A 25,667-nucleotide genomic window follows, 5' to 3' on the forward strand; every position below is an offset into this window, starting at 1 on the left:
CGTAGAGTCTGCCGGCGTGACGAGCCGCGCCCCCGACGTACCGATCGCGACGGCTCCGGCGCGTCGGGCCGGCCTCTCACGCACGGCGTCGGGCCGGCCGGTGCCGCTCGCGGCGCTGCGCGCCCGGGGCCGGGTGGGCCTGGAGGACCCGGTCATCGGCTGGTCGGCGAGCATCGCCGTCGCGATGCTGGCGCTGCTGCTGCGGCTCTGGCACCTCGGGACGCCCCACGAGCTGGAGTTCGACGAGACCTACTACGCCAAGGACGCCTGGTCGCTGCTGCACTTCGGCTACGCGCACGACTACATCAGCAACGCCAACGAGAAGATCCTGAGCGGGGACACGACGGGGATCTGGAAGGACTCCGCCGAGATGATCGTCCACCCCGAGGTGGGCAAGTGGCTGATCGCGCTCGGGGAGAAGGCGTTCGGGATGGACCCGTTCGGCTGGCGGATCGCCTCGGTGGTGGTCGGCTCGCTGATGGTGCTGGTGATGTGCCGCCTGGCCCGGCGGCTCACCGGCTCGACCCTGCTCGGCTGCGTCGCGGGCCTGCTGCTCACCTTCGACGGCCTGCAGTTCGTGCTGTCCCGACTGGCGCTGCTGGACATCTTCGCGGCGTTCTTCACCCTCAGCGCGGTGGCGTGCCTGGTGGCCGACCGCGACTGGTACCGCGCCCGGATGGCCCGGCTGCTGCCCGAGCCGGTCACCGACCGGCGCGGGTGGGGGCCGGTGCGCCGGCTGCTGTTCCGCCCCTGGCTGCTGGCCAGCGGCGTGTGCTGGGGGCTCTCGTGCGGCACCAAGTGGGACGCGCTCTACCCGATGGCGGCGTTCGGGCTGCTCGTGTGGCTGTGGAGTGCCGGGGCCCGTCGTTCGTTCGGCGTGCGGTGGGCGGTGCTGCGCTCGGCGCTGGTGGACGGCGTGCCCGCGTTCGTGCACCTGGTGCTGGTGGGCCTGGTCGTCTACGTGTCCACGTGGACCGGCTGGCTGATCCACGCCGAGCAGTACGAGAAGTGGCTCTCGGCCACCCAGTACACCCACTACCACGGCGGCCAGGACTGGCCGACCCGCAACGAGCCCGACGCCAGCGGGCTCGGCGAGGTGGTGCAGTCGCTGGACTCGCTCTGGCACTACCACCGCGACATCTATGTCTTCCACACCCACTTCCTCAACGGCAGCACCCACATCTACGGCTCGAAGCCGTCGGGGTGGCTGCTGCTGAACCGGCCGGTCGGGGTCTCCGCGGACGTGGACATCAAGCCCGGCACCCAGGGCTGCGACGCCCCCGCGGACAGCACCTGCCTGCGCCAGGTGCTGCTGCTCGGCACCCCGGTGCTGTGGTGGGGCGGCGTGCTGGCGCTGGTCTTCGCGGCGTTCATGTGGCTCGGCGCCCGGGACTGGCGGTTCGGGGTCGCGGTGGTCGGCGTGCTCACGACCTGGCTGCCGTGGCTGATGTACGACGACCGGCCGATCTTCCTGTTCTACGCGGTCGTCACGCTGCCGTTCACGGTGCTGGCGCTCACGCTGGCCATGGGCAGGCTGATCGGCACCTCGCCGGTCCCGACACCCCGGCGTACGGCGGCGGTGGTGGTCGCGGGCTCGTTCCTGGTGCTTGTGATGCTGAACTTCGCGTGGTTCTGGCCGATCTGGACCGACCAGCTGCTCACCCACCAGGAGTGGCTGGACCGGATCTGGTTCACGCGCTGGATCTGACCCGGCGCCCGCCGGGCTCCCCGCTCAGGGGGCCGGCGGCAGGTCCAGCTGCGCGCGTACCCACTCCCACAGCTCCGCGCGCTCGGCGTCGCCCGAGCGGGTGCGGGGCAGCAGATGGGTGGGGCGGGCCCGGCGGTCGTGCCAGAGCCGGCCGCCGGTCGGCACCGGCTCGGTCGCGGCCAGCCAGACCGTGGTGTCGGCCCCGCCCCCGGCGTCGCGCAGCAGCGGGCCGGTGAGCCGGTGGAAGGTGGGCAGCGAGTCGACCACGCCGGGGGTGTCGGCCCAGCCCGGGTGGGTCGCGTGCACGGAGATGCCCTCGGGCGCCCAGCGCTGGTCCAGGACGGGCAGCAGCTCGACCTGCGCCCGCTTGCTGCGCGCGTAGGCGGTGGTCGGCGAGTAGTCGCCCTGGAGGTACTCCGGGTCGTCCGCGCGCAGCCGCTGGGCGTACATCCCGCCGGAGGTCACCAGGACGACCCGACCGCCGGCCAGCCGCGGACGCAGCAGCTCGGTCATCAGCACCGGGCCCAGGACGTGCAGGGCCATGGTCAGCTCGTGGCCCTGGGCGGACTCGGTGCGCTCGGGCGGCATCGCCCCGGCGTTGTGGACCAGCACGTCCACCCGCGGCACGTCCAGCTCGTCGACGAAGCGTCGTACGTCGTCGAGGTCGCTGACGTCGCAGCGCGCCAGCTGCAGCTCGGCCTGCGGCAGCCGCTCGCTCAGCTCCTGCTGGACGCGGCGGCCCTTGACCTGGTCGCGGGCGGCGAGCACGACCCCGGCCCCGAGCCGGGCGAGCGCCTCGGCCGTGGCCAGGCCCAGCCCGGAGGTGGCGCCGGTGACCACGGCGACCCGGCCCGCCAGCGCGCCCGGGTCGGGGTCGGCCGGCCAGGTGGGCAGCCGGCGGCGGATCGCCTGGCCGACCCGGGTGTAGCCGGGCGCCACGGTCCGGTCGAGCACGGTGTCGATCCCCACGGCGATCCGGCGCGGCAGCGGCAGCATGGTCTCGACGGTAGGCGGGCCGGCCAAGGCCGCTTGTCGGGCTCGGGCACGATGGGGCCGTGACGAGCTGGGTGCCCGGGTGGCAGGAGTTTCCCCCTGCATTGCTGGAGTTCTGGACCGAGCGGCACCTGTGCACGCTGACCACGCTGCGCGCGGACGGCCGGCCGCACGTCGTGCCCGTGGGCGTCGCGCTGGACCCCGAGCGGGGCTGCGCGTGGGTGATCACCTCGCGCGGCTCTCGCAAGGCCCGCAACCTGGCCGCCTCGTCGCTCGTCGCGGCCTGCCAGGTCGACGGGCGGCGCTGGTCGACGCTCGAGGGCCGCGCTGTAGTCCTCGGCGACGCGGCGTCGGTGGCCCGCGCCGAGGAGCGGTACGCCGCCCGCTACCGGACCCCGCGCCCGAACCCCGAGCGGGTGGCGATCCGGCTCGAGGTCGACCGGTTCCTGCACTCGAGCGACTTCTGAGCGCCGCCCGGCCCTCGGGCCGGCTCAGGCAGTCATCGACAGCAGGAACGCGCAGGTGAACCCGATCGCGGTCACCAGCCCCACCAGCGCGCCGGCGTGCTCGACCGCCTCGGGGACCATCGTGTCGGCCAGCATGGTGAGGATCGCGCCGGCCGCGAAGGACTGCGTGACCGCGATGACCAGCGCCGGCGCCGAGCCGAGCAGCCCGTAGCCCAGGCCGGCGGAGATGGTCGAGGCGAGCAGCACCGCGCCCCACAGGCCCAGCACGTAGGTGACCGTGCGCCCGTCCTTGCGCATGCCGACGGAGGCGGACAGCGACTCGGGGATGTTGGAGAGGAACACCGCCACGACCACGGCCACGCCCACCGAGCCGCCGCCGACCAGGCTCACGCCGATGGCCGCCGACTCCGGGATGCCGTCGAGCAGCGCGCCGAGCACCAGCGCCATCGCGCCGGCCCCCTCGGGCGACCCGTTCTGACTCTTGCGGCGGTGCCCTCCGTGCCGGTCGATGAGCCAGTCGCCGATGAAGAACACCAGCGCTCCCCCGAGCAGGCCCAGCACGACGGCCTCCGCGCCCGAGCGGTCGTAGGCCTCACTGGTCAGGTCGAAGGCCACCGCGCTGAACAGCACCCCGGTGCCGAACGCCATGATCAGGCCGACGAAGCGTCGGCTCGTCGGCAGCCAGATCCCGGCCGCCGCCCCGACCAGGAGCGCGAAACCACCCACGAAACCCCAGAACGATGCCTCCCACATGCCAGCCACCGTGCCCGTTCGGGCAGGGGCCATGCGTCGACGCCGCTGAGACCCCGCGCACCTCCCGCACCTCCCGCGCAGCGGCGACTACCCAGGCGCCTACCGAATTGAGGAGATCTTGAGGGAATTCCTCTCCGCTCCCGGAGCCTGCTCGGTTAACGTTCTTCTCGAGCCGCCGGTGACCCGAGACACCGGCGGCTCGTTACTTTTCCCGGGGCCTTCCTCGCGCGGTCCTCCCCCGCAGGCGCCTCAGTCCTTGTGGGCCGGGCCCGCTCCGCGCACCTGACGATGGCGGCGGCCCGGTCAGCCACCTGGAGCTTGGGCAGCACGTTCGACACGTGGTTGCGCACGGTCTTGAGGCTGATCAGCAGCTCGTGCGCGATCGGTGCGATGGGCGACGTCCCGACATCCCCGACCTAGTTCTGCAGCTGTTGCTCCACCTGCGACTGGGCGGCGGACAGGGCGGAGTCGACGCTCGTCCCGGACAACCACACCTTCTCGATGGCGTGCTGCAGGTCGTCCTCGGCGCCCTGCCAGCCGACGATCTGCGGCACGAGAGCCGCGTTGTCGGCGGTGGCGACGTAGTTCGCACGCTGGGGTGCGGACTTGTAGGCGGAGCTGGCGAGCACCGACTTGCGGACCGACAGGTGCCCCGAGCCGAGCGCCCAGTCCTTGTCGTGGTCGTACATCCAGGCGGCGAACTCGAGGGCCGCGCGGTACTTGACCGGGTCGCCGTCCTGCTGCACCGGAATCACCCAGGTGTGCGAGTTGGCCCATACCCCCGGCTGCCCGTAGAGCGTGGGGAAGTCGGTGGCCTCGTACTTGAACGTCGTCTGGTTGACGTACTGGTTGACCGGCCACGTGCCGTTGACGAGCATTCCGACCTTGCCGTTGAGCCACGCCTGCTGGGAGGAGTCGTAGGTCTGCTTGGGGTCGGCGATGCCGGAGGAGTAGAGGTCCTTGATCAGGGTCAGCGCGTTGTGACTCTCCGGAGTGTCGATCTGGACCTTGCCGTCGTCGGTGACCACGGCCTTGCCCTGCTGGGAGACCAGCGTGGAGAAGACCCGGAAGGGGATGTTGAAGTCGTTCCCCCAGGCCATGTACTGCATCCCGGTGGCGGACTTGAACTGGGCGGCCTGCTTCTTCAGCTCTGCCGGACTGGTGGGCAGGATGGGGGATCCGTCGGGCTTGACGAGGTGCGCCTGCTTCATCAGGTCCATGTTGAGATGGACCAGGTTCGCGTGCTCGTCGAACGGAACGGCGTAGATCTTCTCGTCGACGGTGACCGCGCTCGTGGCCGGGTCAGTGAGGTCCGAGGGGTCGATCCCCACCACCTTGTAGTCCGATCCCAACGGCAGCAGCAGCCCGCGGCTGGAGTAGTCCGGGATGTTGGACTCGTGCATGAGGGTCACGTCCGGCGGCTGCTTGGCGGCGAAGGCGGCGTTGAGCGAGTCGTAGAACGACTTCCAGTCCGCTCCCTGCTGGGTGACGGTGATGCCGAACTTGTTCTCGGCGTTGAACTTGTTGATGAGCGTCTGGAAGGTCGAGCACTCGTCGACGGCCTTGGCGAGGTCGGTGTTCTTGCCGATCGCGTCGCTGCAGTCGCCGAAGAAGTCCGCCGTGGCGATCTTGACCCCCTTCATCTGGCCGTCCTTGACCTTCGTGATCGACTCGGCGTCCTTCGACGCGTCGGCGGAGCTGCCGCCGCAGGCGGCTGGCAGGAGCAGCAGCGGCAGCACGGCGAGAGCGCCGAGCGTGCGCCTGTGAGGAACCGACATGGATGGATCTCCTTCTGGTCTGCGGCACCGTTCTTGGTGCCGGGTCTTACTTCTCGCCGCTCCCGAGAGCGATTCCACGAATCAGCTGACGCTGGAAGAGCAGGAAGACGATCACCAGCGGCAGGCTGCCGATCAGTCCGCGCGCCATCAGGCTGCCGAGGCTGTTCGCGGCGTCGAACGATCCCTGTTGCTGGGCGAGACCGACGGTGAGCGTGAAGAAGTGGGGATTGGTCGCGACCACGAGCGGCCACAGGTAGTCGTTCCAGGACTGGACGAAGGCGAAGATCGCCAGGGCCGCCATCGCCGGCCGGGCCAGGGGCAGCATGATGCTCAGGAAGATCCGCGCGTGGCCCGCGCCGTCGATGCGCGCCGCCTCCTCCATCTCGTGGGGGACGGCCCGGAAGAACTGGGTCATGATGAACACGCCGAGCGGGAGCGCGATGCGGGGCAGGAAGAGTCCCTGGTAGCTGTTGAGCTGCCCCGTCTCGCTGAACATCAGGTAGAGCGGGATGAACATGGCCTCCCGGGGGACCATCAATCCCGCCAACGTCAGGACGAACAGCGGGGTCTGGAACCGGAACTTCAGCCGGCCGAACGCGTAACCGGCCATCGCCGAGGTGACGACCGTGCCCAGGGTGGTGACCCCGGTGACCACGACGCTGTTGAGGAACCACCGCGGGATCCGGGAGCCGCGCAACTCGGTGACGATGTTGTCGAGCGTGAACCCCTGAGGGATCAACGTCTGGGTCTTCAGCTGCAGCAGGTGGTTGTCGGAGACCGCCAGCACCACCATCCACCCGATCGGGAGCAGCCAGACCACGACGGCAACGATCATGAAGACGTGGAAGAGCGTGGGACGCCGCCGAGTGCGGGGCTTCGGCGATGACGCCCGGGCCTGGTCACGCACCGCCTCGGGTGCGGTCGCGGCGGCGGTCACGAGTCCGCGTCCTCTCGCAGAAAGCGGAGCTCGACCAGCGAGACCACCAGGATGAGCGCCAGCAGCACGATCGACTGGGCGGAGGCGTAGCCGAGCTTCGCGTCCCGGATGCCCGTCTGGTAGACGTTCTGGATCAGCACGAGCGAGGAGTCTCCTGGGCCACCGCGGGTCATGATGTAGACCTGACCGAACACCTGGAACGACGCGACGACCTGCGTGACCAGGACCAGCATCGAGACCCGGCGCAGCCCGGGCACGGTGATGTTGACGAACGAGGCCCACCGGCTCGCGCCGTCCAGCGCCGCCGCTTCGTAGAGGTGAGGGTCGATGTCCTGCAGACCCGCGAGGAACAGCACCAGGTTGAAGCCCACGGTCCACCAGATCGTGGTCAGGATGACCGCGGGGAGCGCGAAGCTGGGCGAGTTCAGGTAGTCGATCGGGGGGATCCCGAGGGCGTCGGTCAACTTCACGGCGAGACCGCGATCGGGATTGAGGAGGTAGATCCAGATCAGGGTCACCACCGAGACCGGCAGGACGTAGGGCAGGAAGAACGCCGTGCGGTAGACGGTGCTCAGGCGTCCCGGGCGGTTGACCAGGATGGCGAGACCCAGCCCGAGCGCCATGAGCAGCGGCGTCGAGATGACCGTGAACTCGATCGTGTGCTGGAGCGCCGCCCAGAACCGCTGGTCGTTCCAGGACCCGTGCGCACCCGGGTGCACACCGAGAGCCACCACGAGAAGCAGCAGCACGGCGACGACGGTCAGCGTGCGCTTGGCGCCCGGCCTCCTCGTCCCGCGGACGACCACGGCGCCAGCCAGGAGCAGCAACGGGATGCGCCAGGTCAGCATCGAGGTCGCCGACCACGTGAGGTCGCTCCCCCCGAACATCTCGCGGTAGTTCTGCAACCCGAAGTTGGTCGCCGTCTGGGTCAGCAGGTCGAAGTCGAAGAAGCTCATGTAGAGCGCCTGTCCGACCGGGTAGAGGATGAACACGACGGCGAGGACGAGGAACGGCGACAGGAAGACCAGGGCGGCGGCCCCGTCACCGCGCGCCGTCCTGCCGCGGGAGGCGGTGTGCTCAGCCATGGCGCCGGCTCCCGGTCTCGGCCCCCGCGTGCGCTTCGGCGGACGCGGCCGGAGCACCGGCTGCCGCCCGGGCCTGCGTCCTGGGCACCAGCCGGACCACATTCCACGACAGCGGGTCCAACGTGGTCGCCAGGGCGTTCCCGGTGACCGAGGACGCCTGGGAGGCGCGAGGGGTCACCGCCCCCGGCGCTCGTTCGGTGTTGCGCCGCCGGACGTCGCCATCCGCTGCCAGGACGAGGTGTTCGTGCACCACGAGGTCGCCCAGGCCGACGAGCTCGGCGGTGACGGGGAGCGGCCGGTCGAGGGAGCGGTTGACCATGAAGAACGTGACCGCGCCGTCCTCGGGGTCCCACGTGGCGATCGACTCCAGGAGCGGCACCTCGCCGTGAGGCTCGGCGACGTAGGTCGGCGAGTGCACCGCCAGGTTCAGCGCCAGGCCGCGCGCATGTCGCGCGGCGTGGGCCAGCGGGAAGTAGATGCTCTGGCGCCACGCGGGGCCGCCAGGTTCGCTGCGGATCGCACCGATCACGTTGACCAGCTGCGCCTGGCAGGCGACGCGGACCCGGTCGGAGTGTCGCAGCAGCGAGATGATCAGGGTGCCGACGACCAGGGCCGCCGCGATGTCGTAGGTGTCCTCGATGACGCGCGGCTGCTCCTGGAACGTCAGTGACTCCGGCCCCGCGAAGTGCTGCTGGAACCAGACGTTCCACTCGTCGAAGGACAGCATCAACCGGCGCCTGCTGCGCTTGCGGGCGGCCACATGGTCGACGGTCGCGATCATCTCCTCGATGAACAGGTCCATGTCCCGGCTGGAGGCGAGGAAGCCGGGCAGATCGCGCTCGAGCTCCTCGTAGTAGGAGTGCAGGCTGATGTAGTCGACGTGGTCGAAGCAGTGCTCGAGGACCTCGGACTCCCAGCCGGCGAAGCTCGGCATCGACCGCATGGAGCTGCCGCAGGCGACCAGCTCGACGCGAGGGTCGACCAGCCTCATCATCTTCGCCGCCTCCGCGGCCAGCCGGCCGTACTCGGCTGCGGTCTTCATGCCCAGCTGCCACGGGGCGTCCATCTCGTTGCCCAGGCACCACAGCCGTACGTCGTGGGGGGCGTCGTGACCGTGCTTGCGGCGCAGGTCCGAGAGCTGGGTCCCGCCCGGGTGGTTGGCGTACTCGACGAGGTCGGCGGCCTCCTGGGCGCCCCGCGTCCCGAGGTTGACCGCCAGCATCGGCTCCACGCCCGCCTGCCGGCTCCAGGTGATGAACTCGTTGAGGCCGAACTGGTTGGACTCGACGGCGCGCCAGGCGAGGTCGAGGCGCGAGGGTCGTTCGTCGCGGGGGCCCACGCCGTCCTCCCAGCGGTAGCCCGAGACGAAGTTGCCGCCTGGGTAGCGCACGACGCTCACCCCGAGCTCCCGGACCATCTCGAGGACGTCGCCGCGGAAGCCGTCCTCGTCGGCGTCCGGGTGCGACGGCTCGTAGATGCCCGAGTACACGCACCGACCCATGTGCTCGACGAACGAGCCGAAGAGTCGACGGTCGATCTCGGCGATCTGGTAGTCGGCGTGGGCAGTCACGCGAGCGGACGTCACCGATTGGGACCCCTCAGGTGTCGGAGTGTCGTGGATCACATCAGCCATGCGAGATGTCTATCGGATTTCTTGCAACGTTGCAAGAGCGTCCAAGCCTCGGGCCTCGGGCGGCGGTGAGCCGGCAACCGGTCCGCGCGACACAGGTTGCTCACTCACCGCCGCGTGACGGGTCCGCCCTCAGTGGCGCCACGAGAACGGGCCACGAGGAAGATGGCGACAGCCAGGGCCATCGCGGCGCTGCGCTTCCGGTAGGCCTGGGCCAGCACCGGGCAGCTCGCAGGCGCCCCGGGCGAGCGCCTGCCGTCCGTCAGGGTGCGCTCTCGCGCACCGAGAGGCTGAAACCGGGCGTGTAGTCCACGCCGTCGGGGCGCTCTCCCCCGATGCGCCGCACCAGGAGCTCTACGGCGTGGTGGGCGATCTTGGACTTGTCCGGCGCGATGCTGGTCAGCGACGGCACGGTGTACCGGTTCTCCTCGATGTCATCGATGCCGATCACCGCAACGTCCTCGGGGCAGCGGAGGCCCGCCTCGGACAGCGCCCTCAGCGCCCCGTGCGCGATCAGGTCGTTGAAGCAGAACATCGCCTCCGGCGGCTCGCCGCTCTCCAGCAGCTGCTTCGTGGCCACGTAGCCGTCCGGCCGGCGGAACCAGGTGGTGCGCACGACCAGCCGCTCGTCGACCGTGAGCCCGTAGCCGTCCATCGCCTGCCGGTACCCCCGGAGCCGCAGGTCGGCCATGGTGCTGCGGGCGCTCGACGCCACACCGACAGCGGCGACCCGTCGACGCCCACTCTCCAGGAGGTGGCGGGTCGCCGCCTCGGCCGCCGCGACGTTGTCGATCGCCACATGGTCGAACCTGGGGTCATAGATGCGCTCCCCCAGCAGCACCAGCGGGACCGACTCCGACCCCGTGGGCAGGTCTTCGACGTCCGCGGCCAGGGGGCTGAGCAGGAGGCCGTCGATCGACTTCGCCCGGGGCCCCTGGGCGAGCATCACCTCACGCTCGCGGGACCCCGCGGTCTGCTCGATCAGGAGCGTCAGTCCATGGCGTTCCGCAGCCATGAGCACGTGCCCGGCGAGCTCTCCGAAGTAGGGGATGGTGAGGTCGGGAACGGCCAGCGCGATCATCCCGGTGCGGCCCCGCCGCAGCTGCCTGGCCGTCAGGTTGGGCCGGTAGCCGAGCTCGTCGATCGCGGCCTGGACGCGCGCCCGCGTCTCGGCACGGACGTACGGGTAGTCGTTGACCACGTTGGAGACGGTGCGGATCGACACGCCGGCGCGCACCGCCACGTCCTTCAGTCGAACCGACACAGTCCACCCCCTCGTCCGGGAAGCGTAGTGGAGGGTGCCGGACGAGGAGGCGTGGACGCGGCGGACCCAGCCACCGGCGCGCCCGTACCCGAGAAACCGGACCACCGCGAGCGCGGCCACCCGCTGCGTCCGGCCGCTGCGTGCGGTCCGCGGCAACTCACGACGCGATGGTCGGGCGAATGTCCGCCACCCCGCTCCTGCTTGGCGCTGAGTCATGTCCTACGACGGGTCATCTCGGTCCAGGAGGGTCCATCCAGTGCCGGCGACCCGCCATCTCGGGCCGGACGACCCCCCGCACAGCACGAGAGCCGCCGTCTTCGAGTGGAAGACGGCGGCTCTCTGGGTGCCTCTGGGTCTCACACACGCTCGGTGAGCGTTCTGCAAAGACCCCGTGGTGGAGCTGAGGGGATTCGAACCCCTGACCTTCTCATTGCGAACGAGACGCGCTACCAACTGCGCCACAGCCCCGGGTGCGTCCGTGGGACGCGGTGCGAAACGTTAGCATCCGACGGCGGACGCCGCCGAATCGACCCGCCTCAGGAGCCGACCGCCCGCTGCGTGGCCTCGCGCTCGGTCTGCGCCTTGCGGGCCTGGTCGGCCTGCTCGGCCTCCCGGGCGAGGGCGGCGTCGCCCTCGGTGCGGCCCGACGTCCACACGCCGGTGGAGTCCAGGTCGATGGTGCGGACGGTGCGGCGCGCGGCGGCGGGCTTGGTGACGTACGTCGGCAGCGTGACCGGCACCGGGTCCCACAGGGCCGGGTCGACGACCGCGACCGGGATCGAGGAGGTGTCGGCGGTCCAGTCGTCGACCGGGACGACCGTGATCCCGGAGGTGTCCGGCTCGGGGCCGGCCTCGTCGGCGTACCGCTCGGCGGGGCGGCGCTGCCGGCGCGGGCGCACGCGGCGGGAGGCCGTGGCCCGCTCCTGCTTGACCATCAGGCGGCAGGCGACCAGCCAGGCGACCAGCAGCCCGGCGGGGGCCGCGACGGCCCACCAGGACAGCACCGAGAACGCCGCCAGCGCGAGCACGACGAGGTTGACGAGCAGGATGCTGGCCAGCACGTTGCGGCGTCGGCGGGCGGCCCGGTTCGCCGCCGCCCGGCGGGCCTGCTGCGAGGCGGGCGTGAGCGCCGGAGCCGGCGTCGGCTCCACCGGCGCGCCAGCCTCCGCCGAAGTCGCCGAAGCCACGGGGCTCACCGGGGTGGCCGGCGCGGCGGACGTGGCGACCGTCTCGGTGACGGACTCGGTGGTCCGGGTGGTCGCCTTGGTCGTCACGATCGAGGAGGCGGCCGCGCGGCCGGGGCTGACGACCAGGCGCGCGTTGCGCCGGTCGACCGGCTCCCGCCGCGCGAGCACCCGCATCGTGTGCGAGAAGCGGTCCACCGAGCGGCTGCGGACCACGTCGTCGTGGTGCTTGAGCGCCTTGGGGACGAGGTAGACGGCCCACGCCACGGCGAGGGCGACGAAGATGAGCGCGCTGAGGTCCACGCTCAGAGGTTAGGAGCGCTTGCGCACCCCGACGCGGATGTCAACAGGTGTGTCGCAAAATGACCTCTGTGACTGGTGAGATTCTCGGCGCGGGGCGGCGGGCATTCCGGGGTCGAGAGACCCCGATCCGCATGACGCCGTCGCGGCGACCCGCCCGTCCAAGGGCCGGCGACGTCAGTCGAGACGGGCGACCAGGCCCTCGGGGCACTCCTCGACGGTGACGGCGTAGAGCCGGTGGTCGCGCCAGGCACCGTCGATGTGCAGGTAGCGCGGGGCGTAGCCGATCTCGCGGATCCCGAGCTTCTCCACCACGCGCAGGGAGTTGGAGTTCTCGGGCCGGATCGCGACCTCGATCCGGTGCAGGCCGGCGGTGAAGAAGCAGTGGTCGACGACCATCGCGACCGCCCGCGGCATGATCCCGCGGCCGGCGTACTCCCGGTCCAGCCAGTAGCCGACGGACGCGAACTGCGCCGAGCCGCGCACGATGTTGTTGACCGTCACCTGGCCGACGAAGCGGCCGTCGATCTCGATCGCGAAGGGGTACGTCGTGCCGGCACGCGCCTGGCGGTTGAGCCGGAACACCAACGAGCGGAACGACGAGGGCCGCGCGTCCGCCCCGGGCGGGACCGTGGCGTCCCACGGCCGCAGCCACGCCGCGTTGCGCCGGCGCACGACCCGCCAGGACCGGGCGTCGCCGTAGGTCAGCGGCCGCAGCGTGACCTCGCGCGAGGCCAGCCACACCGGCCAGCCGCTGCTCAACGGTCGCCCCCGCCACCGGCGCTCAATGGTCGCTCCCGGCGACCTGCTCGGCGGCGTGCACGAGGATCGGCCGCAGCACCTCGAGCCCGTCCTTGACCCCGCCGCGCGAGCCCGGCAGGTTCACCACCAGGCAGGTGCCCACCACCCCGGCCAGGCCGCGGGAGAGCACCGCGGTGGGCACGCCCTGGGCCACGCCGTGGGCCCGGATCGCCTCGGCGATCCCCGGGACCTCGTGGTCCAGCAGCGCGCGGGTGACCTCCGGGGTGCGGTCGGTCGGGGTCAGGCCGGTGCCGCCGGTGGTCAGGACGACCCGCGCGCCACCCGCGGCGGCGGCGGCGATCGCCTCACCCACCGGCTCCCCGTCGGGGACCACGACGGGAGCGGCCACGGCGAAGCCGAGCTCGGCGAGGAAGTCGACGATCAACGGGCCGGTCTCGTCGGCGTACACCCCGGCGGCCGCCCGGTTGGAGGCGACCACGACCTCCGCGCGCAGGCTCACCCGCGCTCCTCCCGCCGCCAGTCGCCGGACTTGCCGCCGGTCTTGGTCTCCACCCGCACGTCGGTGATCACCGCGCCCTTGTCGACGGCCTTGACCATGTCGATCACCGTGAGCGCCGCGACCGAGACCGCGGTCAGTGCCTCCATCTCCACCCCCGTGCGGTCGGTGGTCCGCACGGTGGCGGCGATCTCCACGGCGTCGTCCGCGACGACGAGGTCGACGGTCACCCCCGAGATCGCCAGCGGGTGGCACAGCGGGATCAGCGACGGCGTCTGCTTGGCGCCCATGATCCCGGCGAGCCGGGCCACCGCCAGCGTGTCGCCCTTGGGCACGCCGGCGCCGCGCAGCAGCGCGACCACCTCCGGCGCCACCAGCACCCGGCCCGAGGCGGTCGCCGTCCGGGCCGTGACGTCCTTGCCCGAGACGTCGACCATGCGGGCCGCACCCGCCGCGTCGACGTGGGTCAACCTGTCCATGTGCTCCCCCTCGTCCGGTCGCTCAGAATTCCTCGTCGAGCAGGACCACGTCCACCTGCTCGCCCGCGGCCAGCTCGGTGGTGGCCTCGGGCACCACGACCAACGCGTCGGAGGCCGCCAGGTCACCGATCAGGTGGGACCCGTGCCCGCCCACCGGCGAGACGACCAGCCCGTCGGCGTCCACGGCGATCTCGCCGCGCACGAACTGGCGCCGTCCCTCCGGGGAGCGGACCGCGTGGGTGAGCCGGGCCCGGGTGGAGGGCCGGGAGTACGGCGCCTTCCCCATCAGCTTGCGCAGCGCGGGCAGCACGAAGGCCTCGAAGGAGATGTACGACGAGACCGGGTTGCCCGGCAGCGTGAAGATCGGGGTGGCGTCCTCGCCGACCACGCCGAAGCCCTGCGGCTTGCCCGGCTGCATCGCCACCCCGCCGAACCAGACGGTGCCGAGCGGGCTGAGCGCCTCCTTGACCACGTCGTAGTCGCCCTGGGAGACGCCGCCACTGGTGACGACGAGGTCGGCCCGGACCAGCTGGTCGTTCAGGGCGTCGAGGAACGCGCGCGGCTCGTCGGGCACGATCCCGACCCGGTAGGCGAGCGCCCCGGCCCGGCGGGCCGCGGCGGCCAGCAGGTAGGAGTTGCCGTCGTAGATCGCGTCGTGGCCCAGCGGCTGGCCGGGCTCGCGCAGCTCGGACCCGGTGGAGAGGACCACGACCCGCGGCCGCGGCCGGGTCCGGACGCTGGGCCGGCCGACCGCCGCGAGCAGCCCGAGGTGGCGCGGCCCGAGCACGGTGCCGCGCTCGAGCAGCAGGTCCCCCTCGTCGACGTCCTCGCCGGCCCGGCGTACGTGCTGGCCGAGCTCGGGCGCCCGGCCGATCCGCACCTGGGCGACGCCACGGTCGGTCCACTCGTAGGGGACCACGGCGTCCGCACCGGCCGGCACCGGGGCACCGGTCATGATCTTGACCGCGGTGCCCGGCGACATCGCCAGCAGCCCGCCCTGCCCGGCGCCGATCTCGCCGACCACGGGCAGGTGCACCGGGTGCTCCTCGGAGGCGCCGACCACGTCGCGGTGGCACACGGCGTAGCCGTCCATCGCGGAGTTGTCGAACGACGGCAGCCGCATCGTGGCGATGACGTCCTCGGCGGCCGCGAGGCCGAGGGTCTCCATCAGCGGCTGCGGGAAGTCCGGGAGCGGCGTGATCGCCTCCAGGATGCGTTCGAGGTGCTGGTCGACGGAGATCAGGTCGTCAGGCATCCGCACGCCCGTCCGACTCGTCGGACGGTCCGCTGAGCACGGTCTCGGCCTCGACCCGGTTCGCCGAGCCCGCGTGCAGCGCCACCTCGCCGATGACCTGCACCCCCGGCCCGAAGCTCCAGTCCCCCTCGACGGTGAACGAGGTGGCCTTGCGCATCGACGGCGCCCCCTCGGGGAAACGCTTGTCGAACTCACCGACGAGCTTGTAGTGCTCCTCGTCGAGGTCGACGTACGGCAGGTCGGTCGCGACCTGGTCGAGCACGAAGTCCGGGCCGATCTCGTAGACGTCCGAGCGCAGCACCAGCAGGTCGTTGGTGGTCTTCACCGGCACGAACCGGTCGCGGCCGACCTCGATCAGCCGCGAGTCCTCGAAGACCTCGACCGCGGCGCCCATCGCGGTCTCGATCTGGATCACCTCCGGGGTGGACCTGTCGCCGGGGTCGACGTTCTTGACGTTGCGGATCAGCGGCAGCCCGAGGATCCCGTCGCGCAGGTCCAGCGCGTGCTTCATCGCGGCCAGGTCGAACCACAGGTTGTTGGTCGAGCAGAACCGGTGCCGGTCGAGGTCGGCCAGCGCCTCCTTGTCCTCCTCCAGCGTCTGCGCGGTCTCGCGCAGCACGATCCGCCCGTCGCTGCGGCGGCGCGCGAAGTGCCCGCCCTTGCGGTCCGAGGGGGTCCGGCGCACCGCCTCGATCGCGAACGGCGCGCCGGAGGTGGCGAACCAGCCCGCGACCCGGGCGTCGGGCACCGCGCCGAGGTTGTCGGAGTTGGAGACGAAGACGTAGCGGTAGCCGGCCTCGATCAGCCGGTCGAGCAGCCCGGTGCCGCGCAGCGCGGTGTAGAGGTCGCCGTGGCCGGGCGGGCACCACTCGAGGTCGGGGTCCTTGGGCCAGGACACCGGCGCGAGGTCGTCGGCCAGCAGCTTCGGCTCCTTGTTCTGCAGGAACTCCAGCGGCAGCCCCTCCACCGGCAGCTCCTCGTAGCGGGCCAGCGCCTCGAGGGTGTCGGCGGAGGTGCGGAAGCTGTTCATGAACAGCAGCGGCAGCGGCGCGTCGTACTCCCGGCGCAGGTTGAGCACCTGCCGGGCGATGATGTCGAGGAACGACAGTCCGCGCCGCACGCACAGCAGCGACTTCGCGCGGTCCATGCCCATCGAGGTCCCGAGGCCGCCGTTGAGCTTGATCACCGCGGTGCTGCGGATCGCCTGCGCGGCGGCCTCCTCGGAGACCTCGACGTCGGCGAGCCGCTCCATCTCGACCGGCTCGATCGCGGACTCGGGGATCATCCCGGTCTCACCGTGCTCGAGCAGCCGGTAGTAGTGCGCGAACGTCTCGATGGCGACCTCGTCGACGCCCGCGTCGGCCATCTTGTCGCGTGCTCGGTGCAACCCAGCGCTACCCATGAGTCGATCGTAGGCTTGTCGGGTGGTGCCGTCGCAAATGCCCTCACAGGCTGACACCCCCGGCCCGGGTCCGGGAGCGGCGGCCGCGAAGCTCGCGCTGCGCGACCAGCTGCTCACCCGGCGGCACCGGCGGCCGGTCGCCGAGGTCGGCACCGAGGCCCGGCTGCTGGCCGGGCACCTGCTCGACGCCGCGGAGGTACGCCGGGCCGCGACCGTCGCGGCGTACGTCTCGATCGGCGCCGAGCCCGGCACCGGGCTGCTGCTCGAGCAATTGCTCGAGCAGGGGCGGCACGTGCTGCTGCCGGTGCTGCTGCCCGACGGCGACCTGGACTGGGCGCCCTACCACGGCGAGGGGTCGCTGGTCCCGGCCCGGCGCGGGCTGCTCGAGCCCGCCGCCACCCCGCTGGGTCCCGAGGCGGTCGCCCGCGCGGACGCCGTACTCGTCCCCGGCCTGGCCGTCGCCCCCGACGGTGTCCGCCTCGGCCGCGGCGGCGGCTCCTACGACCGCGCCCTGGCCCGGGTCCCCGTCGGCACCTTCACCTGCGTGCTGCTCTATGACGACGAGGTCGGTCTCGACGTCCCCCGCGAACCGCACGACCGCCCCGTCACCGCCGTCGCCAGCCCGGCCGGGGTGCGCCGGTTCGGCGGTGCCGGCGTCACCGGCTGACCGGGCGGCGTCCGGCGGCGCCGGGCCCGACGAGCCTGGCCCCGGCGGCTCGGGGGTGTTGCTCGGGGGTTGATGGCCTCTTCCCTCGGTTGATGGGCGTTGCAACGCCCCCCAACCGAGGGAGTCCCCGGCTGGCCGGGGATTCCCGCAGCCCCCCTACCGCCCCGGCGCCAGCACCAGCGTGTCCCGGCCGGCGGCGTGCACCGCGGCGGAGGAGGACGGCCAGGCGAGGGTCCGACCGTCGGCCCACAGGTCGGTCTGGTCGGTGTAGTGGTCGTCGAAGGGGTGGCCGGAGACGCCGGTCAGGTTGATCCAGCGGGAGTCGTCGAGGTCGCCGAGCGAGACCACCATCCGCATCGAGGGCGCCGAGGTCACCTCGTAGGACGAGGACGCGTCCCACGACGTCGCGTCGACGGCGGCCGACCCGCCCGCGGCCGCCCAGGGGCCGCGGTTCACGAGCCACTCCACCGGCCCGATGCCGGACTCGCCGAGTGCCGGCTGGTGCAGCTCGAGGCGGTGCAGGTGCCCCCAGGTCCACTGCCGCGGGTCGAGGTCCTCGCGCACGGTCAGCTCGTCGCGCGCGTCCTCCATCGCCTGGCGCAGGATGTCGTCGCGGGTCTCGACCGGGTCCGTGGCGGCGTCGTCCCACCACGGGTCGCGCGGGTTCGCCAGCAGGTGGCTGACCACCGCGAACCACCGGTCGCCGCCGTCGGGCGAGAGGTCCTTGGGCAGCTCGTCGTCGAAGGTCAGCCGCAGCAGGTTGCTCCACACCACGTTGAAGTACGCCGCGGCCGCGCTGTCGGCGGGCTGCGCGAAGTCCCAGCCGCGCAGCAGCCGCTGCCCGGCGGAGTAGTAGCCGTTCGGCAGGGACACGTCGAGGAGGTACGGCGTGAGCACCGGCCCCATCGGGTTCCGGTCGTCGCGCTGGATCGCGAGCATGTCCGACACCGACACCTTGCCCCCGTCGGCGAGGTCGCGGCCGAGCAGGTCGCGGATCCGCTGCGACCGGTAGCCCTGGTCCCAGTCGGAGGTGAGCAGGTAGGGGTAGTCCGGGCCGGTGACCGCCTGGTTCGCGGTCACCACGAACCCGTCCTCCGGGTCGAGCACGTTCGGCAGCCCGCTGAACGGCACGTACTGGCCGGTCCAGTCGTTCTCCGGCTGCCACCCCGCGACCGGCAGCCGCCCGTCGTTGCCGGACTTGCGGATCGGGATCCGCCCCGGGGCCTGGTAGCCGATGTGGCCCGCGGTGTCGGCGTACACCAGGTTCTGCGCCGGTACGGCGAAGTCCGCGGCGGCCGCGCGGAAGGAGTCCCAGTCGGTGGCGGCGTCGAGCTCGAGGATCGCGTCCGCGGTCGGCGCGGGGTGCAGGGCCGTCCACTGCAGCGCCACGGCGTACCGCTCCCCGGCCGGGCGTCCCGGGACCCGGGCCTGCGCCCCCACGTCGGCGAGCTGGTCGGAGACGTCGGAGAGCAGCGGCCCGTGCCGGGTCGAGCGCACGGTGATCACCACGTCGTGGCCGCCGGCGACCTTGATCCGTTCGGTGCGCCGGCGCAGCGGCAGCAGCTTGCCGTCGTAGCGCCACCGGTCGCCGACCACCCGCTCGAGGAAGAGGTCGCTGACGTCGGGGCCGAGGTTGGTGAAGCCCCAGGCGACGTCGGCGTTGTGGCCGATGATCACCCCCGGCACGCCGGAGAACGTGAAGCCGCTGACGTCGAGCGGGCAGCGCTGGTCGACGGTCGTGCAGTGCAGCCCCATCTGCATCCACACGCCGGGCAGGCTGACGCCCAGGTGCGGGTCGTTGGCCAGCAGCGGCTCCCCCGTCGTGGTGTGGTCGCCGTCGACGACCCAGCTGTTGCTGCCCAGCCCGTCGCCGTGCCCGACCAGCGGGGGCAGCTTCGCCAGCCCCCGGCGCAGGCCGGCCAGCGCGGCCCGCTCGCCGGCGGTGTACCCCGGCCGCTCGGGGTTGCGGGTCCCGGGCGAGGTGGCGTCCGGCTCGTAGACCCCGTCGACGACCGCGCCCTGGTCGACGATCGGCGCGTGCTCGGCGTAGGGATAGGAGGGGTAGAGCTCGGCGACCTGCTCGGCGCTGTGGTTCGCCAGCGCGAGCACCCGGTCGATCTCGTCGGTCATGTTGCCGCGCAGGTCCCACGCCATCGCCTTGAGCCAGGCCAGCGAGTCGACCGGGGTCCACGGCTCGGGCTGGTAGTCGAGCCCGCCCGCGTTGAGCACTGTGTACTCCACCGCGATCTGGGACGGCGAGTGCGTGTCGAGGTAGGCGTTGACCCCGTCGGCGTACGCCTGCAGCGCCGCGCGGGTGCTCGGCGACACCAGCGCGAGCTCGCGCTCGGCGACCCGTCGCCAGCCCATCGTGCGGACCATCTCGTCGCTCTCCAGCGCCGGCCGGCCGAACATCTCGGCCAGCCGCCCCGCGGTGGCGTGCCGGCGCACGTCCATCTCGAAGAACCGGTCCTGGGCGTGCACGTAGCCCTGGGCGCGCATCAGGTCGTCGACCGAGCCGCCGTAGAGCTGCGGGATGCCGTGCTCGTCGCGGACCACCTCGACCTTGCCGTGCAGCCCCGGGACGTCGATGCTGCCGGTGGTCTGCGGGAACGGCATGCGGACCAGCACCACCACGGTGATCGTCGCGACCACCAGCAGCAGCACCAGGAAGGCCGCGACGTACGCCGTGGCCCGCACCGGACCCGGCCAGCCGCGGAACGTGCGCCACCACGCCCCGGGCCCGGTGGGGCCCCGGCCGGCGGGAGCCGAGGCGGTGGGGGCGGGCTGCTCGCTCATGGTGGCGGTCATTCTGCCGTGCCGTATGATTGGCAGTCGCCGGGGCCGAGTGCCAGCGCCACTGCCGATGCCACGCCAGTGCGAGGCGCCACCGGGTCCCGCGGACCTCGTCCACCGGACGTCACCGAGGAGAACCGTGCCGACCTACCAGTACGCCTGCACCGAGTGCGGCCACGCCTTCGAACAGTTCCAGAGCTTCTCCGACGACGCGCTCACCGTCTGCCCCGAGTGCGACGGCCGACTGCGCAAGGTGTTCAACGCCGTCGGCGTCGTCTTCAAGGGCTCGGGCTTCTACCGCACCGACAGCCGGTCCCCCGCGGCGTCCGGGTCGTCCGCGGCGTCCGGGTCGTCCGGCGGCACCGGGGCGGCCGCGAGCGGCTCCTCGGACTCCGGCTCGTCCGGCTCGTCCTCGGGCTCCGACTCCGGCTCGACCTCCGGCTCCTCGACCAAGAAGTCCGAGAGCAAGCCCGCCGCGGCCGCCAGCTGACCCTCCCCCGGGGCCGCGCGCGGCCCTGTGGAGAGGCCGGCGCGGGCACCGGCCGGACCGCCTACGGTCGGCTCATGCCCCCTCTCCGCGACCGCCTCGCCCGGCTGCCGACATCGGTACGCCGCGCGGTGCTGCGCCGCCGCCGGCCGCTGGCGGCGCTGCTGGTCGCGGTCGCGGTCGCGACCGGGCTCCGGGCCGCGACCGGCCCGCCGGCCCCGCGCGTGCCCGTGCCGGTGGCCGCCCACGACCTGGCCCCGGGCGCGGTGGTCGCGGCCGACGACCTGGTGCGGGCCGGTTTCGCGCCCGGGTCGGTGCCCTCCGGGGTGGTCCGGAACCCGGTCGGCCGCATCGTCGCCGCCCCCGTGCGCGCGGGCGAGCCGGTGACCGACGTACGCCTCCTCGGGCCGCGGCTGACCGACGCCTACCCCGGCCTGGCCGCGGTGCCGGTCCGGCTGCCGGACGCCGGCATGGCCGGGCTGCTGCGCGTCGGCGACCGGATCGACCTGGTCGCGGCCGACCCCCAGGGCGCGGCGGCCGCGCGGGTGGTCGCCGCCGACGTCCCGGTCCTCGCGCTGCCCGGCGACGACCGGGAGCGGGCGATCGACGGCAGCCTGACCGGCCGGCTGGTGGTGCTCGGCGCCCGGCCCGACGAGGTGCCGGCGCTCGCGGGGGCCGCGGTGCGGTACTTCCTCACCTTCACCTGGGACCGCTAGCATGCTCCCGCCGGGACGACCAGGCTCTCGGGCACCGACGAAGGGGACACGCAGTGACCGGGTTCAAGAACTTCATCCTCCGCGGCAACCTGGTCGAACTGGCCATCGCGTTCATCATGGGCGGCGCCTTCGCCACGGTGGTGACCGCCACGGTCGCGCTGATCATGGACCTGGTCGGCAAGGTCGGCGGGCAGCCGAACTTCTCCCGTTACGCGCCGCACGGGATCCACGTCGGCGCCTGGCTCACCGCGCTGATCGCGTTCCTGGTCTTGGCCGCGGTCGTCTACTTCCTGATCGTGCTGCCCTACACCAAGGCCAAGGAGCGCTACTTCCCCGGCCCGCAGCCGGGCACTCCGGAGGACGTGAAGCTGCTCCAGGAGATCCGCGACCTGCTCGCCGCGCAGCGGCAGCTCTGACGGCCGCGCGGCGACCCCCGACATGGAAACCGGACTGCGCGGCCGGACCGCGCTCGTGCCCGGCTCGACCGCGGGCCTCGGGCTGGCCTCCGCCCGGTTGCTGGCCGGGGAGGGCGCGAACGTCGTCCTCGCCGGCCGCCGCGGTGACCTTGCCGCCGCGGAGGCCGCCCGACTCCCCTCGGCGGTCGGCCTCGGGGTGGACCTGACCGAGGCCGACGCCGTCGACCGGCTGGTCGGCGCGGCGACCGAACGCTTCGGCGGGGTCGACGTGCTGGTGCTCAACAGCGGCGGGCCGCGCCCCGGCGGTGCGACGGAGTTGACGCCCGAGAGCGCCGCGGAGGCGTTGGAGCTCCTGCTGATGCAGCAGATCCGGCTCGTGCGGGCCTTGCTGCCCGGCATGCGGGAGCGCGGCTGGGGCCGGATCGTGGCGATCGGGTCCAGCGGCGTGCAGGCCCCGCTGGAGGGCCTGGCGCTGTCCAACACCGGCCGGGGGGCGCTGGCGGGCTACCTGAAGACGCTCGCCGCCGAGGTCGCCGGTGACGGCGTGACCGTCAACATGGTGCTGCCCGGCCGGATCACCACCGACCGGGTGGCCTCGCTCGACCGGGCCCGCGCCGATCGCACCGGCACCAGCCCCGAGGAGGTCAAGGCGGCCGCGGAGGCCTCGATCCCGGCGCGCCGCTACGGCACCGCGGAGGAGTTCGCCTCGGCCGTCGTCTACCTCGCCAGCGACGCCGCGTCCTACGTCACCGGCGTGCAGCTGCGCGTGGACGGCGGGCTGGTCCGCTCCTACTGATCCGATGCTCAGCCGTGGTGCGGCGGCACCTGGTCCTTCAGCCACCGCTCGCCGGCGTCCTCGCCGCGGCCGCGATCCCGGCGCGCCTCGGGGTCGCGCTCGTCGCTGGTGGTCTCGGGCAGCACGTCGCCGAAGACCTCCGCGAGCCGGCGGCGGCGCTCCCAGTCGGTCTCCCCGGTCATCGTGTCCCGCTCAGGCGCACAGACCGGCGTCGGCGAGCTCCTGCTGGCTCGGCCCCTGCGCGGCGGTGCCGGAGGAGCCGGAGGAGCTGCCGCCCGAGGGCGAGCCGGAGGAGTGGCCGGACCCGCCGGAGTGGTGGCTGCCGCCGGGGACGTTGCCGGCGGTGATCACGTCGGTGGCCAGCCGCTTGGTCAGCGGCTCGTCGTCGATGATCTTGCGCCAGACCCGCTTGGCCTGCGGGGTCCAGACCAGGTGGTTCGGGTTGGTCGGGTCGACGGTGTTCGGGATCGTGAGGAACTGGATGTGGTCCAGGCCGATGTTGCGGAACTCGTAGCCGAGCTGGCCGATCTTGACCAGGTTGGGCAGGTCGGTGGTCAGCGACTTGGTCGCGGCGTCGAGGAAGCTCACGATCCGGTCCGGCCGCGACAGGGTGCCCGCGGAGACCACCTGGTGGGCCATCGAGGCGATGAACGCCTGCTGCCGCTTCATCCGGCCGATGTCGGAGCCGTTGCCGACCTCGTACCGCTCACGCACGTAGTTGAGCGCCTGCACCCCCTCGAGCTTGCGGGTGCCGGCCGGCAGGTTGATGCCGTGCGCGGGGTCGACGAAGCCGGGTTCGGGGATGCAGACCTCGACCCCCCCGATCGCGTCGACCATGCTCTTGAAGCCCTCGAAGTTGACCACCACGTAGTGGTCGAGGCGGATGCCGGTCAGCGACTCGAACTGCTTCATCGTGCAGGCCGGGCCGCCGATCGAGAACGCCTCGTTCCACATCACATGGGTGCCCCCGGGGATGGTCTCGCCGTTCGCGCCGAGGCAGGTCGGGCGGTCGACCATCGAGTCGCGCGGGACGCTGATGCCGTACGCCCGGGTCCGGTCGGCCGAGAGGTGCAGCAGGATCGTGGTGTCCGACCGCTGGCCCATGCCGGTGAGGTTGTCGATGTTGCAGCCCTTGCAGTCACGCGCGTCGGAGCCCATCACCAAGATGTTCAGCGGTTCGCCCGAGCCGGCGACGTACTTCTTGTCCGGGCGGTCGCCGCCGAGCTGGCCGCTGAGGTCCTGGACGTTGAGGTTGCCGTTGAGGTGTCGGTAGATGAAGACCACCGAGAGTCCGGTGGCCATCGCCAGCACCACGAGGCTGGCCACGACGACCTTGGCGACAGTGTGGCGCTTGCGTCCCTTGCCCCGGCGTTTGGGCGCAACCGGCCCCGGCACGGCAGGGGACGGCTCGGCGTCGGACATGCACTCCACCTCGGGTCAGGGAACAGCTCTACGCAGGCTCAAACCTACGCACGACCCCACCAATAGTGCTGCCCGCCGCCCGTCCGAGACAAACCCCGACGTCGTACCCGCCGCGGCCCCTTCTAATCTTGCGGACATGGTCAGCCCCGCCGACGTCCTCACCGAGCGCCTCCAGCGCGCCCTCGTCGCCGCGTTCGGCGGCGAGTACGCCGGGACCGATCCGGTGCTGCGACCCAGCCAGTTCGCGGACTTCCAGGCGAACGTCGCGCTGGCGCTGGCCAAGCGGCTCGGCAGCAATCCCCGCGCGGTGGCCACGACCCTCGTCGAGCACCTCGACGTCGCCGACGTGTGCGTGGCACCCGAGGTCAGCGGCCCGGGCTTCGTCAACCTCACGCTGCGCGGCGACTGGCTGGCCACCCAGGCCACCGGCCAGGCCGCCGACCCGCGGCTCGGCGTACCCGTCCAGCAGCCGCAGCTCGTGCCGATCGACTACTCCGCGCCCAACGTCGCCAAGGAGATGCACGTCGGCCACCTGCGCACGACCGTGGTCGGGGACGCGCTGGCGCGGACCCTGGAGCACCTCGGGCACCGGGTCGTGCGCCAGAACCACATCGGCGACTGGGGCACCCCGTTCGGCATGCTGATCGAGCACCTGCTCGACGTCGGCGAGGACTCCGAGGCCGCGAAGCTGCTGGCCTCGGATCCCAACGCCTTCTACCAGGCGGCGCGTGCGGAGTTCGACGCCGACACCGACGGCTTCGCCGACCGGGCGCGCCGGCGGGTGGTCGCGCTGCAGGCCGGTGACCCGGACACGCTGCGTCTCTGGCAGGAGCTGATCGACCTGTCCACGGCGTACTTCAACTCGATCTACGACCTGCTCGACGTCACGCTGACCGACGCCGACCTGGCCGGCGAGTCGACGTACAACGCCGAGCTGGCGCAGATCTGCGACGAGCTCGAGGCCGCCGGCCTGGCGACCGTGAGCGACGGCGCGCTGTGTGTGTTCCTGGAGGAGTTCACCGGCCGCGAGGGCAAGCCGGTGCCGCTGATCGTGCGCAAGAGCGACGGCGGCTACGGCTACGGCACCACCGACCTCGCCACCATCCGGCACCGGGTGCGCGACCTGCACGCCGACCGGGTGCTCTACGTCGTCGGCGCCCCGCAGCACCTGCACCTGCAGATGGTCTTCGCGGCGGCCCGCAAGGCCGGCTGGCTGCCCGACGACGTCGAGGTCGTGCACGTCCAGATCGGCAACGTGCTGGGCGCCGACGGCAAGATCCTCAAGACCCGCAGCGGCGCCCCGCTGCGGCTGCGCGCGCTGCTCGAGGAGGCGGTCGAGCGGGCGGCGGCGGTGCTCGAGGAGGCCCGCCCCGAGCTGTCCCCCGAGGAGCGCGGCCGGATCGCCCGTCAGGTGGGGATCGGCGCGGTCAAGTACGCCGACCTGTCGGTGGCCCACGACAGCGAGTACACCTTCGACCTCGACCGGATGGTCTCGCTGACCGGCAACACCGGTCCTTACCTGCAGTACGCCGCGGCGCGGATCCGCTCGATCCTGCGGCGGGCCGAGGAGGGCGGGGTCTCCCCGGTGAACGGGCCGATCGTGCAGACCGAGGACGCCGAGCGCGACCTGATGCTCGCGCTGCTCGGCTTCGGCGACGTCGTCGCCGGGGTGGGCGCGGCGCTCGAGCCGCACCGGCTGTGCGGCTATCTCTTCGACCTGGCCCAGCGGTTCACGACCTTCTACGACCAGTGCCCGGTGCTGAAGGCGCCCGAGCCGGCGGTCCGCGACGCGCGGCTCCGGTTGTGCGGGCTGACGCTGCGGGTGCTCGAGCAGGGGCTCGGGCTGCTCGGCATCGCCGCCCCCGAGCGGATGTGAC

At 72.4% G+C, this 25,667-nt stretch carries 25 protein-coding genes and 1 tRNA gene; 8 read left to right on the plus strand and 18 right to left on the minus strand.

The features are described from left to right. Positions 1-16 precede the first annotated feature (16 nt). The gene (locus BJZ21_RS17045) at positions 17-1,708 is read left to right on the plus strand and encodes a dolichyl-phosphate-mannose--protein mannosyltransferase (protein WP_343052190.1); all 1,692 of its coding nucleotides are present in this window, start codon (positions 17-19) and stop codon (positions 1,706-1,708) included. 24 nt (positions 1,709-1,732) lie between these two features. On the opposite strand, the gene BJZ21_RS17050 is transcribed toward BJZ21_RS17045, so the two are convergent. Then, complete coding sequence (locus tag BJZ21_RS17050) at positions 1,733-2,704, minus strand: SDR family NAD(P)-dependent oxidoreductase (RefSeq protein WP_179664848.1); 972 nt, start codon at positions 2,702-2,704, stop codon at positions 1,733-1,735. 59 nt (positions 2,705-2,763) lie between these two features. On the opposite strand from BJZ21_RS17050, the gene BJZ21_RS17055 reads away from it, so the two are divergent. Continuing rightward, the gene (locus tag BJZ21_RS17055; RefSeq protein WP_179664849.1) at positions 2,764-3,168 is read left to right on the plus strand and encodes a TIGR03618 family F420-dependent PPOX class oxidoreductase; all 405 of its coding nucleotides are present in this window, start codon (positions 2,764-2,766) and stop codon (positions 3,166-3,168) included. Positions 3,169-3,192: 24 nt separating this feature from the next. On the opposite strand, the gene BJZ21_RS17060 is transcribed toward BJZ21_RS17055, so the two are convergent. From BJZ21_RS17060 to BJZ21_RS17125, 14 genes are all read right to left on the minus strand, one after another. Continuing rightward, on the minus strand, positions 3,193-3,921 hold the full coding sequence (locus BJZ21_RS17060) for a ZIP family metal transporter (protein ID WP_179664850.1): 729 nt from the start codon (positions 3,919-3,921) through the stop codon (positions 3,193-3,195). A gap of 155 nt (positions 3,922-4,076) precedes the next feature. Beyond that, positions 4,077-4,313, minus strand: a complete 237-nt coding sequence (locus BJZ21_RS21525) for a LuxR C-terminal-related transcriptional regulator (RefSeq protein ID WP_179665763.1) — start codon at positions 4,311-4,313, stop codon at positions 4,077-4,079. A gap of 24 nt (positions 4,314-4,337) precedes the next feature. Further along, positions 4,338-5,699, minus strand: a complete 1,362-nt coding sequence (locus BJZ21_RS17070; protein WP_179664851.1) for an extracellular solute-binding protein — start codon at positions 5,697-5,699, stop codon at positions 4,338-4,340. 46 nt (positions 5,700-5,745) lie between these two features. Further along, positions 5,746-6,636 (minus strand): ABC transporter permease subunit, encoded by an 891-nt coding sequence (locus BJZ21_RS21860; RefSeq protein ID WP_218851529.1) that lies wholly within the window; start codon positions 6,634-6,636, stop codon positions 5,746-5,748. Continuing rightward, entirely contained in the window at positions 6,633-7,721 is a 1,089-nt protein-coding gene (locus BJZ21_RS17080) for a carbohydrate ABC transporter permease (RefSeq protein WP_179664852.1), read from the minus strand. The genes BJZ21_RS21860 and BJZ21_RS17080 overlap by 4 nt, the downstream gene beginning before the upstream one ends. Further along, the gene (gene arfA, locus BJZ21_RS17085) at positions 7,714-9,291 is read right to left on the minus strand and encodes an arabinosylfuranosidase ArfA (RefSeq protein ID WP_343052191.1); all 1,578 of its coding nucleotides are present in this window, start codon (positions 9,289-9,291) and stop codon (positions 7,714-7,716) included. Before arfA ends, BJZ21_RS17080 begins: the two co-directional genes overlap by 8 nt. 322 nt (positions 9,292-9,613) lie before the next feature. Next, positions 9,614-10,615 carry a substrate-binding domain-containing protein gene (locus tag BJZ21_RS17090; protein WP_179664854.1) on the minus strand — a complete coding sequence of 334 codons (1,002 nt, stop codon included), beginning with the start codon at positions 10,613-10,615 and terminating at the stop codon, positions 9,614-9,616. Between the two features lie 392 nt (positions 10,616-11,007). Continuing rightward, a tRNA-Ala gene (locus BJZ21_RS17095) sits at positions 11,008-11,083 on the minus strand. Positions 11,084-11,151: 68 nt separating this feature from the next. Continuing rightward, the gene (gene sepX, locus BJZ21_RS17100; protein WP_179664855.1) at positions 11,152-12,102 is read right to left on the minus strand and encodes a divisome protein SepX/GlpR; all 951 of its coding nucleotides are present in this window, start codon (positions 12,100-12,102) and stop codon (positions 11,152-11,154) included. A gap of 174 nt (positions 12,103-12,276) precedes the next feature. Further along, complete coding sequence (locus BJZ21_RS17105; RefSeq protein ID WP_218851531.1) at positions 12,277-12,861, minus strand: GNAT family N-acetyltransferase; 585 nt, start codon at positions 12,859-12,861, stop codon at positions 12,277-12,279. 22 nt (positions 12,862-12,883) lie between these two features. Next, positions 12,884-13,360, minus strand: coding sequence for a molybdenum cofactor synthesis domain-containing protein (locus tag BJZ21_RS17110; protein ID WP_179664856.1), 477 nt, complete (start codon positions 13,358-13,360; stop codon positions 12,884-12,886). Further along, entirely contained in the window at positions 13,357-13,836 is a 480-nt protein-coding gene (moaC, locus tag BJZ21_RS17115; protein ID WP_179664857.1) for a cyclic pyranopterin monophosphate synthase MoaC, read from the minus strand. The genes BJZ21_RS17110 and moaC overlap by 4 nt, the downstream gene beginning before the upstream one ends. Before the next feature lie 22 nt (positions 13,837-13,858). After that, on the minus strand, positions 13,859-15,091 hold the full coding sequence (glp, locus tag BJZ21_RS17120; protein ID WP_179664858.1) for a molybdotransferase-like divisome protein Glp: 1,233 nt from the start codon (positions 15,089-15,091) through the stop codon (positions 13,859-13,861). Next, positions 15,084-16,493: a UTP--glucose-1-phosphate uridylyltransferase gene (locus BJZ21_RS17125; protein WP_179664859.1), complete on the minus strand. Its 1,410-nt coding sequence runs from the start codon at positions 16,491-16,493 to the stop codon at positions 15,084-15,086. Before BJZ21_RS17125 ends, glp begins: the two co-directional genes overlap by 8 nt. 22 nt (positions 16,494-16,515) lie before the next feature. On the opposite strand from BJZ21_RS17125, the gene BJZ21_RS17130 reads away from it, so the two are divergent. Continuing rightward, on the plus strand, positions 16,516-17,160 hold the full coding sequence (locus BJZ21_RS17130) for a 5-formyltetrahydrofolate cyclo-ligase (protein WP_343052192.1): 645 nt from the start codon (positions 16,516-16,518) through the stop codon (positions 17,158-17,160). A 156-nt stretch (positions 17,161-17,316) separates the two neighbouring features. Here the strand turns inward: BJZ21_RS17130 and BJZ21_RS17135 are convergent, their stop codons facing one another. Next, complete coding sequence (locus BJZ21_RS17135; protein ID WP_179664860.1) at positions 17,317-19,956, minus strand: penicillin acylase family protein; 2,640 nt, start codon at positions 19,954-19,956, stop codon at positions 17,317-17,319. Positions 19,957-20,092: 136 nt separating this feature from the next. On the opposite strand from BJZ21_RS17135, the gene BJZ21_RS17140 reads away from it, so the two are divergent. The 4 genes from BJZ21_RS17140 to BJZ21_RS17155 all read left to right on the plus strand — a co-directional run bounded on the left by BJZ21_RS17140 (position 20,093) and on the right by BJZ21_RS17155 (position 22,368). Next, positions 20,093-20,443, plus strand: a complete 351-nt coding sequence (locus tag BJZ21_RS17140; RefSeq protein WP_179664861.1) for an FmdB family zinc ribbon protein — start codon at positions 20,093-20,095, stop codon at positions 20,441-20,443. Between the two features lie 74 nt (positions 20,444-20,517). Beyond that, complete coding sequence (locus BJZ21_RS17145; RefSeq protein WP_179664862.1) at positions 20,518-21,156, plus strand: SAF domain-containing protein; 639 nt, start codon at positions 20,518-20,520, stop codon at positions 21,154-21,156. Positions 21,157-21,209: 53 nt separating this feature from the next. Beyond that, entirely contained in the window at positions 21,210-21,572 is a 363-nt protein-coding gene (locus BJZ21_RS17150) for an MscL family protein (protein ID WP_179664863.1), read from the plus strand. A 22-nt stretch (positions 21,573-21,594) separates the two neighbouring features. Further along, on the plus strand, positions 21,595-22,368 hold the full coding sequence (locus BJZ21_RS17155; RefSeq protein WP_179664864.1) for an SDR family oxidoreductase: 774 nt from the start codon (positions 21,595-21,597) through the stop codon (positions 22,366-22,368). A gap of 8 nt (positions 22,369-22,376) precedes the next feature. Here BJZ21_RS17155 and BJZ21_RS17160 read toward each other — a convergent pair whose 3' ends face one another. Continuing rightward, the gene (locus tag BJZ21_RS17160) at positions 22,377-22,550 is read right to left on the minus strand and encodes a hypothetical protein (RefSeq protein ID WP_179664865.1); all 174 of its coding nucleotides are present in this window, start codon (positions 22,548-22,550) and stop codon (positions 22,377-22,379) included. Between the two features lie 10 nt (positions 22,551-22,560). After that, positions 22,561-23,790 (minus strand): LCP family protein, encoded by a 1,230-nt coding sequence (locus tag BJZ21_RS17165; RefSeq protein WP_179664866.1) that lies wholly within the window; start codon positions 23,788-23,790, stop codon positions 22,561-22,563. Between the two features lie 136 nt (positions 23,791-23,926). On the opposite strand from BJZ21_RS17165, the gene argS reads away from it, so the two are divergent. After that, complete coding sequence (gene argS, locus BJZ21_RS17170) at positions 23,927-25,666, plus strand: arginine--tRNA ligase (protein ID WP_179664867.1); 1,740 nt, start codon at positions 23,927-23,929, stop codon at positions 25,664-25,666. Position 25,667: the final 1 nt, after the last annotated feature.

This window comes from Nocardioides panaciterrulae (assembly GCF_013409645.1).
In the GTDB taxonomy this organism is placed as follows: Bacteria; Actinomycetota; Actinomycetes; order Propionibacteriales; family Nocardioidaceae; genus Nocardioides; species Nocardioides panaciterrulae.